7 protein-coding genes and 2 pseudogenes are annotated in these 8,978 nt (G+C 37.1%); all 9 read right to left on the reverse strand.

Going from position 1 to position 8,978, the window contains the following annotated elements; all coding sequences use genetic code 11:
• The coding region (sabA, locus tag H7N69_RS07695; RefSeq protein WP_187885349.1) for a Hop family adhesin SabA/HopD at positions 1–1,444 on the reverse strand (1,444 nt) is incomplete at its 3' end.
• A gap of 220 nt (positions 1,445–1,664) precedes the next feature.
• Positions 1,665–2,582 carry an outer membrane beta-barrel protein gene (locus H7N69_RS07700; RefSeq protein WP_187885351.1) on the reverse strand — a complete coding sequence of 306 codons (918 nt, stop codon included), beginning with the start codon at positions 2,580–2,582 and terminating at the stop codon, positions 1,665–1,667.
• On the reverse strand, positions 2,552–3,538 hold the full coding sequence (locus H7N69_RS07705) for a tRNA dihydrouridine synthase (RefSeq protein ID WP_187885353.1): 987 nt from the start codon (positions 3,536–3,538) through the stop codon (positions 2,552–2,554). Before H7N69_RS07705 ends, H7N69_RS07700 begins: the two co-directional genes overlap by 31 nt.
• Positions 3,539–3,631: 93 nt before the next feature.
• On the reverse strand, positions 3,632–4,648 hold the full coding sequence (gene tilS, locus H7N69_RS07710) for a tRNA lysidine(34) synthetase TilS (protein WP_187885355.1): 1,017 nt from the start codon (positions 4,646–4,648) through the stop codon (positions 3,632–3,634).
• Between the two features lie 35 nt (positions 4,649–4,683).
• Positions 4,684–5,751 (reverse strand): HP0729 family protein, encoded by a 1,068-nt coding sequence (locus tag H7N69_RS07715; RefSeq protein WP_187885357.1) that lies wholly within the window; start codon positions 5,749–5,751, stop codon positions 4,684–4,686.
• Positions 5,752–5,759: 8 nt separating this feature from the next.
• Positions 5,760–6,053, reverse strand: a complete 294-nt coding sequence (locus H7N69_RS07720; RefSeq protein ID WP_332246457.1) for a hypothetical protein — start codon at positions 6,051–6,053, stop codon at positions 5,760–5,762.
• Between the two features lie 111 nt (positions 6,054–6,164).
• A pseudogene (locus tag H7N69_RS08195) lies at positions 6,165–7,542 on the reverse strand (LeoA/HP0731 family dynamin-like GTPase).
• Positions 7,503–7,877 carry a GTPase gene (locus H7N69_RS07990; RefSeq protein ID WP_232260233.1) on the reverse strand — a complete coding sequence of 125 codons (375 nt, stop codon included), beginning with the start codon at positions 7,875–7,877 and terminating at the stop codon, positions 7,503–7,505. Before H7N69_RS07990 ends, H7N69_RS08195 begins: the two are co-directional and overlap by 40 nt.
• A pseudogene (locus H7N69_RS07735) lies at positions 7,867–8,838 on the reverse strand (hypothetical protein); the annotation flags it as partial. The pseudogene H7N69_RS07735 and the gene H7N69_RS07990, both read right to left, overlap by 11 nt.
• Between the last annotated feature and the right edge of the window lie 140 nt (positions 8,839–8,978).

Here is an 8,978-nt window from a genome sequence, read left to right on the forward strand (position 1 = left end):
TGCTTTCGCCAAAGAATTGCTTATAACCCACTTGCACGCCAAGCCCGTTCAAAGCGCCGTTATTGTTTTGAGAGCTGATCATGCCCACTTTTTTAAAGGGGTTATTGCTCATCGCCGCTAAAGCTTGGTTAAGATTGGATTGCTGCTCTGGGTTGATTTGGTAGTTGTATTGGCCCGCTGTAGAATCTTTAGGCGACATAACGATGTTTGCTACATTAACCTTATTATAGGGGAGTTTAGAAATCTCTTCGCTCAAATTCTTAGCGTCGTTATAGGCGGTTACGATTTCTGTTTGATTGGATTTTAAATTATAAACATCTCTAGCCACGCTTAAAGCCGAATCAATCCGATTGCCATAATTAGCTACATTGTTTTGAACCGCATTAATTTCTTTATTCAAATTCACATTCTGTCTGTAAGGGTTAGTAGGGGTTTTACCCAAATGTGGCACTTTCAAGTAAGCGTTCTCCAAATACTTAAGTTGGTCTTTAGGAATGGAATTAAAGAGATTGAAGATATTTGAAGCATTAGAGAGAATTTGCTTTTGGTTTTGAGCTAAAGCGTAAATGTCTTTAGCAAATTCACGATTTTTTTGAGATCCCATAGCTTGAGCTTGCAAGTTAGTAGATAGGGTGTGGTTGCTCTGAGTTAGTTTGAGCGCTTGTTGCAAGATAGGTAGCATCGCCTTGATGTTGTTAAACACCGCATAGTCGGTTACAGGACCAGTGGATGTGATAGCACCAGCACCACCGGCTCTGTTTGAAACACCTGCGATAACTATATTTTTCCACACCATAGAAACCTTGGCTTGTTCGATTAAATCCATAAGCTGTTGCGCAGTTTCAAGAGCTGTAGTCATGGAAGTTTTGTTTCCACTTGATTGATTGCTAGAGCATTGTTCTGATAAAGCACAGAGATTGCCTTGAGCTTTTTGGAGGTTTTCGGCGAGTGTTTTCATTTTATTATAAGTTTCTTTGTTCATAAAACATTGTTGTAATCCTGTGCAGTTCCTATCTTGATGGATTCTTCCAAGAGGAGAATTAGATCCATCATTCAAACCGGTCACATAAAAACTGAGAGTGTTCCCTGCATAAAGACTCCAAAAAGCCAATACTGAAGTGATAACGGCTTGCGTGGTGTTGTAGATGGGCGATGTTTCTTTGTTTGTGTAGTTGTTACTCGCAAAGCTTTTTAAATCGCTTAAAGCATTGTTGACAGCCTGACTGTTGTTCGCCGTTTGAATGCTTCGTTTTAACGAAGCCAGTTGATTTAAATACTGGCTCAATTGTTCGTATTTGTCGTTCAAATTTTTCAATTCACCGGTGTTTTTGACCATTTGCACCGCTTCGCCGATTTGATAGCCCACGCCTACAAAAAAGCCGTTGTCTTCAGCATAAAGTAATGACGCTGCAAGGGATAGAGAGAGTAAAAATTGTTTTTTCATAAAATGTTCCTTAAAGTAATTTTTTATTGTAAACATGAATAGAAATGAAAATTTATTTACAATATGTTTAATTTTACAATAAATTTTTTGGATTTCAAAAAAAAAAAAAAAAAAGATTTTGGGGTGTTTTTAATCTATTTATCTTTGGAGTGTTAATTTTTGTAATAATGAAACCATCTTTTGAATTTTATCATCAGTATTTAATAAGAACGAATCCAAACTAAAATAAGAACGCGTAGCTGACAAAAACTTCTCTATTCCTAAAAACGCTGAAGTTTTGTCGGATCGTTTGTTGTTGCCACACATTGCTAGAGCCAAAATTCCTCCAACTTTGCGCGCTCAAGCTATAGTAAGGGATTTTTAACCCCACATTGAAGCGGTTGCGTTTGCCTATATACAAAGAACCCCCAAAATTCACAAAAAACCCCCCACCCGCTGCAAAAAATTTATCATCTTGATTGGTGTTTTGGTTGTGATAGTTAGGACTCCATAACACAGCGTATTCCACCCCACCCCCACCAAACACGCCTATTTTAAAAAACAGCATTTTTTCTGTTTTTAAAGCGAGCTTTAAAAGGGTGTCTATGGGGAGATTAATAAACACATTCACATTCAAACCAAATGCCATGAAATGCCCGTTATTGAAGAGAAAATCTTGAGGGTTTGGGGTTTTTTGCAAATTTAAAGAACCTTGAGTGTTTGAAGCGCTATCGTAGGTTTTAATCGTGCTTGGGTTATAATTGGCTTGGGATAAAAGGGTATCACCCCCCACTTTTTGACCCAATTGCGCTTTAGAGTATTCTATATCCCCCCACACCCTTAAGCCTAAAATATGGTGTTTGTCAAAAGCTATTTCATCGCCTATTTGCCCGGTATAAGACAAATTTTTACCCCCCTTATAATAGGCTTCTAATTTCTCGCCATAACACACGCTGCTAGGGCAAGTGGGGTTGTCTTTATAGGCTTGTTGCCACATGCTTGTGCGCGTATTAGCCCCTGTGCCTAGCCTAAAACCCAAATAAATGTGGTTTTTCGTTTTAAAAAAAGGCGTTTTTTCAGCGCTATTGCCCCACAAAACCCCCAAGCTGGCTAAAAAAATGAACGCTTTCAAACGCTTTTTTGATTCAATTCTACCCATAATGGCACTTCACTTTGCAACGTTTCTTGATTAAAAAATTCCTCTATACCCTCTCGCATGCTCTTTACCTCTGTAAGGGTATTGACGCAGTTACGAAACGCGCTCGCTTGCATTTCGCCCTTAGCGTAAGCATGCAAGTTTTTCCTAAACATGATCACCCCCCTATCCCCATAAAACTCCACCATTTTATCAAAATGTTCTAAAACCAGGTCTTTTTTCACGACTGCGGGCAATTTTGTGGTGTTGTTTCTGATTTGCCAAAATATCCATGGGGCTCTTAAGGCCGCTCGCCCTATCATTAGCCCATCAGCTTGCGTGATTTGCAAGACTTCAAAGGCTTTTTTCACGCTGTCAATTTCGCCATTGGCTATCACCGGCTTTTTTAAAATCCCTTTCATTAAAGCGATGCTTTCATAATCTATTTTGTCTTTTTGGTATTTGTCGCTTCGTGTCCTCCCATGCACCACCACATAATCTACCGGCGCATCATTCAAGGCATGAGCGATTTCTTTAGGGATTTTCTTCTCAAAGCCTAAACGCACTTTCACGCTTGTGATTTTTTTATTGGTGTTTTCTCTGATGATTTTTAAAAGCTTCACTAAGTGGTTTAAATCCTTCAATAGCCCGCTCCCGTTACCATGATTAGCCACTTTAGGGGCAGGACAACCGCAATTAAAATCAATCCCGCTCACATGATCTAAAGCGTTGATTTTCTCCACCGCTTCTTTGACTACGCTCTCTTTAGAGCCTGAAATTTGTGCCATGAAATGATCTTCTAAATGGGATTTTTCTAACATTTTAGAAGTTTTATCAAACGCATACACTAACGAATGCGAGCTCACCATTTCGCTTGTGGTAACATCCACGCCAAATTTTTTCACCACGCTCCTGAAAGGCAAATCCGTATAGCCTGCCAAAGGGGCTAGAAAAAGCCATTTTTTATTTTTAAAGTCCATTCGCTCTCATATCAAAGTTTTTTGCTGTATTTTGACACAATCAAGGTTAAAAAGCGCTTTAAAAACTTATCGCTTGATTAAAATGAAGCTCTTTTATAGATCCATTAAACTCTGTTTGAAACGGATTAAAAAATCATGCGTTGGTTGTTTTAAAAACTCTGCGTATAAAACAGGCCGTAAGCGTTTAGGGATATCCAACCTCCTGACTTTGTTTTTAAAATCCTTTGGCATGCTTAAAGTTTTTTGGGGTTTAAGAGCGATAAACACATGCTCTTCATCGCTTTCAATGATGAATTTTTGAGCGATTTCTAGGCTAAAAAAATGGCACTTGATTTCTTCTTTTTGAGGAAAGCTCAACACATACCCCTTTTGCTTTAAGATTTTATCCACCATAAAAAGCGCATTTTGCGAATGCTTGAAAAAAGTGATCCCATGCATTTGTGAAACGGGAATCAAAGGATAAAGCCGCTCTTTTTCTTTATCCAAAAATTTAAAACTTTGGATAATGCCCTTAGAATAATGTTGCATCAAAGAGTTAGCGTAATTTTTCCTGAAAAAATTGCGTTTGAATTTTAAAGAAGAATTAGAATCGTCTTCAAAAAATTTTTGATCTTTAGCGAGCGTTTTAAGGGTGTCTTTAGGGGTGTAGAGCAAGGGGCGAACGATCGCATAAAACCCTCTTTTTTCATAAGCTTGAAAGCTTAAAAGCGTGTTTAATCCAGCACCTTTGCTTAATTGCATCAAAAACCATTCCAGCCTGTCATTCAAATGGTGCGCTAAAATCAAATGTTTGTAAGAATGCTCTCTCATTAGGGTTTCAAAAAAATCATAACGGATCTTTCTCGCTTGCATTTCAAAATTGCGCGCGATTTTTGGGGCGTAATGGATGTAGCATTTTTTATGGTGTGTTTTTGCGAGTTTTTGAGCGTGTTGGATGATTTCAAGGCGTTGTTTTTGCGTGTTATAATCCACTAAAGCGATGTCAAAGGCGATGTTTTCTCCAACTAAAAGAAAAAACAAGCAAGTGGAATCCAACCCACCCGAAAAACCCAATAAATTTTTCCCCTCTCTTAAAGGCTCTAAATAATTTTTAAAATCTCGCGCTATCAAATCGGTGCTAAACGCATGCTGAATGGGTTGCGCTTTTATGAAGTTTCCTTGTGGGTTAAAACGCCTTTGAGTAAGCTTGCGCCTTCTATGCCTAAAATTTCATTCCTTATTTTTTCCACTTCATTCAAACTTGGAGCTTTTGTGTGAACGGCTTTATTGCGGATATTTTGAATGAGGCTTAGGCTTCTTGAAAAAGGATAATTGATGAATCTTTTTAAGTTTTCTTCTAAATGGTATTGGACTTTTTCGTGTCTGAGCAAAAATTTAACGCTCCCAAGATTAGGCTTTTGAGTGAAAAAATCTTTAAGTATCAAAGATCTTCCTTGGACTTTGTAAGCTAAATCATAAAGGCTGGGATCGTTTTCGCAAGCCTTTAAAAGAACTTGTTTAGCAAAAGTATAAATTTCGTATTCTAAGGTTTTGGAGTATTTGACGATGATGCTGGTAAAATCATTCAAAAGATCGTTTTCGCTTTGTAAAAGCTCTAATTCGGCATGAATGATGTTATTGATGCTGTCAGGGTGTAAGAGGTAAAAAAGCCTTTTGCCAAAAACAAAACGCATGAAATTTTCTTGCATGGTTAAATATTCTTTGCTTTTATACACGCTCAAATAATGCTTTTTATCGCCTAAAAAATAAGAACGCTCTTCTTTTAACTTCACCGGCAAAGGATAGACATAATTATTCCCATAAATGGCGTAAGTGTGGTTGTTTGGGGCGATGAAATTGGCTAAAAATTGATCCCTTAAAAGGCTGAAGTCTTCCCTGACTAATTCCCTTAAATCGCTGATAACAAAAAGGTCTTCCACTTCCAAATTTTTTTCTTTATAATAGCTAGGGATCAAACTCTCATCAATCTCTTTAGAAACCTTTATCACCTTAGCGGCAAATAAATTAGCGTAATCGGTCAAAAAAAGCTGCAAAAAAATTTTTTCGTTGGTGGCTTTGTAAATCTCTTCTAAAGAGTCGTGCTTTTCTTGATCGTTGAGCTTTGATCGGATTTTACCAAAGCCCACTTGGGATTTTTCCTGTAAAACGCTTAAATGTTGTTGGATCACATCTTTTTGATAGTAAGGGTTATAAAGGATTAAAAGGTGGTTCATGCCTTGTCTTATTTTAGGATTTCTTTGAGATTTTGCTTGATCTCATCAGGATTTTGTTCGTATTCTTGAATGAGATCTTTTAAAATTTCAAACAATTCGTCAAAATCCTGCGGGTGCTCTTTCTTAAATTTCACTACCAAATCCAAAGCTTCACAAGCGTTATTCAATGGATCTTTATCGTCATTGAAAGCGTCTTTGATACCCAAAACCATTGTGGTAATGCGAGCGCTTTGCATGGGGCTTGAAATGCGTTTGAATAAAAAACCCTTAAGCGCGTTGGCGAGCTTAAAAGATGAGCAAATTTTAGAAAACATCGCCTTTTCCTTATTAAAAGATTTAAAACACCGCTTACTAGCCAAAAACTAGCAAGCGTTCTAGCGTTGGTGCATTCGGTATTTTAACACAAATTCAGTTCATTCCTCTTCAGGCTCAACTTCTATAAAATCTTCGCCCTTGATAAAATCCTCGCCAGTTTGAATCCATTTTTCCAATCCTTGAGCGCACTCTTGCGTTTTTTTAACGCTTTCTTCGCATGCTTGAATGCATTTTTCTAGTTCAAACACGCTCGGGAAACATGTTTGTTTGAATTTGGTTTCATCGTTGATGAGATCTAAGATTTCTTGTTTTTGTCCGTCAAAATTGGATTTCATTTCTTCTTTAGCTTTTTCAAATTCTTGCTCTTTTTGAGATTTGTTATAAGAATCCCATGCTTCAAAGCAAGACCGATAAGCGGTAAAGCTTTATTCAAATTGCCTGCCAATTTTACAGTGCCCCAAGGTTTGAATTTTAAAGCCAAATCTATGCCCACAAATTTTCCCGCAGCCACTAGTGCGTCTCTAGCCAGTTTGATATTAGTTGCATTGATAAACTTGCTTTGTTCTAAAAGTTTGATTCCAATCCTTCCAAATGTTCCGGCATGTTTTTCAAAAGAACTCATATCAGCATTAAAAGTCGTCCCAATTTTAGCGATTTCATTTACAATCCCTTGCGTTTGTCTTTCAAATTCATTTTGGACTTTTGTTTCTATATTGATATCTTTATCGCCTATTTCTCTTGTAACAAAATCATTAAAGGTTTCTAGGCTAGTGCCAAGAACTTGAAGGATGAGATCGCTAAAATACCTTATTATAAATTCTCTTAAATGAATGCGGGCTTGAGAAATTTCTTTATTTAAATCTTGAATTTCCTTTCGCCTTTTTTCAAGCGTTTTATTCAAATATTCCATTTCTCTATTAATATCTTGCAACGCTTGTTTTGCGGGCGGCATTTGCCTATGGACCACATCTTGAATGACGCTTTTTTGGTTTCTTCTATGATGGTTAATTTCCCGCCATTTTCTTTAATCTTTTTTTGTGTCGCGTCTTGCAAGGCTTTGATGTGTGAGAGTTTTTGGAATTCTTCTTGATGCTTTAGCCAGTGTTCCACCCCCAAATCAAAAGGGTTTGCCGCGACAGCGACAATAATCAAACTTTCTTTTTCTTTTTCGCTTAAAGAAATGAGATCATTCAGTCGGTTTTGAATGTTTTCTTTTTTGATCTTAAATCTTTTGTTGTAATCTTCTTCATCTTCAATATCCGCTTCTTCATCAAAACGGCTGATGACAAATATCGTCCTGGATAAAAGATTGAGCGTCCTGAACAACCAGTTCAAATCGTCCTTATGGCTTTCTTTGATGGGGTTTGACGGGTTGAGCGCGTATAAAATGAGATGGGCTTCGCTGATATATTTTTTCGTAATATCTTTATAGCGTTCTATTTTGCCGCTATCGTCTTTTTCTTTGAACCCAAACAACCCGGGGTATCAACCAGCTCCATTTCATTATCTATGTGATAGATTTGAACTTCATCGCTGGATTCTTGATGGTCTATCTTCATGCTCTCTTTATCCAACCGCTCGATCCAAGCTGCCGCTATGGAGGTTTTCCCTTCAGAAAAACCTCCCACTAAAGCCACTTTAAGTTTTTGACCAGAAACATCTTTAATCGCATTACGGATCTTGTCTTTGAGAGACTCTTCAACCTTGATGCCGTATTCTTCCCCAGTATGGACAAAATCAAGTAATTTTTTAAGAATTTCTTGATTCCTCTTTTGGTTTCTTTTAAATTGTTCTAGCGTTTCATTCTTCATTGCATGCTCCTTGTTTTGATGTTGTTAGATTGATGCTATGAGAGATGTATCCTAATTTTTCATGGGCTTCTTTCAATTGTCTTTTCAAGCGTTCGTAATTATCAACAGGTCTAAGATTGGCTTTGAGTTTTTCAATCTTTTCCCATATGTCTTTTTTGCGACTTTCAAGTCGGCTTTTCACATCCTGCACAATTTTTTCACAAATTTGATGTAAATTCTTATCCACTTCTTTTCTTTGTTGGGATCTTTTATATCTTGAACTAAAAAAGCTCCAGATTGATCTGGCTATTCCAACTAATCCTGTAATAATCCCTACGGTCAGAGCAAGCCAACCCATAGGATTCCAAGCGTTAAATATCCCAAGCAAACCCAAACCTCCTATTGAAGTGGCTAATTTTGTTCCATCAATACCGCTATCAGTATCAAAATTAAGATTAAAGCCTCTATCAATACTGATGCGCTCTAACATTGCTAGAGAATCTTTAATTCTGTATTCAAGTTGTTTAATAGCTTCTTTTATCTCTCCATCAAATCGTTTCTCACATTCTCTAAACCGCCATTTTATGTCTTCATGCAATGTTTCAATTCCTTGAATGAGTTCATTTTTAAAAATTTCTTTACATTCCTCATCTTCAATATTTTTGTTAATATGCACATACATTTTTTCTCTCAAGTCAGATTTGAATTGATCGATTTCGTAGAACGCTGAGTTGGTTAAATTTAATATAAATTTTTCTGTAGAACGATCCAGATTATAGCGGGCTTCTTGTTGGTGTTCTTGTGTTTCTTTAATCATTGGATCGATCCGTTTCTCAATCGTGGTTTTTATCGCTTTTTGCAATTGTTCTACCACTTTTAAGGCTTTATTGCAGTTTGATTGAATGATTTTGGCGCGCGAGTTTTTAAGAAGCTCTTCGGCTATAAATTCTGCTAATGGTTTGAAATGGGATTTATACAATAATAATTCTTCTACTGTGAATTACCCAATCGCTTTAGCGATTGGGCTTTTTCTTGATTCATCGCTCCATAACTAGCTAGATCTAATATGTTGCCATATTTAGAACTAACCCCATTAGAGGAAGCTCCACAAGCTTTGATGCA

The sequence above is a fragment of the Helicobacter pylori genome (assembly GCF_014497725.1).
In the GTDB taxonomy this organism is placed as follows: Bacteria; Campylobacterota; Campylobacteria; order Campylobacterales; family Helicobacteraceae; genus Helicobacter; species Helicobacter pylori_DE.

Excerpts from the sequence above, each read along its gene's own strand:
- H7N69_RS07700 (WP_187885351.1), bottom strand. The coding sequence starts at position 2,582 with ATGGGTAGAATTGAATCAAAAAAGCGTTTGAAAGCGTTCATTTTTTTA.
- H7N69_RS07990 (WP_232260233.1), bottom strand. The coding sequence starts at position 7,877 with ATGAAGAATGAAACGCTAGAACAATTTAAAAGAAACCAAAAGAGGAAT.
- H7N69_RS07715 (WP_187885357.1), bottom strand. The coding sequence starts at position 5,751 with ATGAACCACCTTTTAATCCTTTATAACCCTTACTATCAAAAAGATGTG.
- H7N69_RS07705 (WP_187885353.1), bottom strand. The coding sequence starts at position 3,538 with ATGGACTTTAAAAATAAAAAATGGCTTTTTCTAGCCCCTTTGGCAGGC.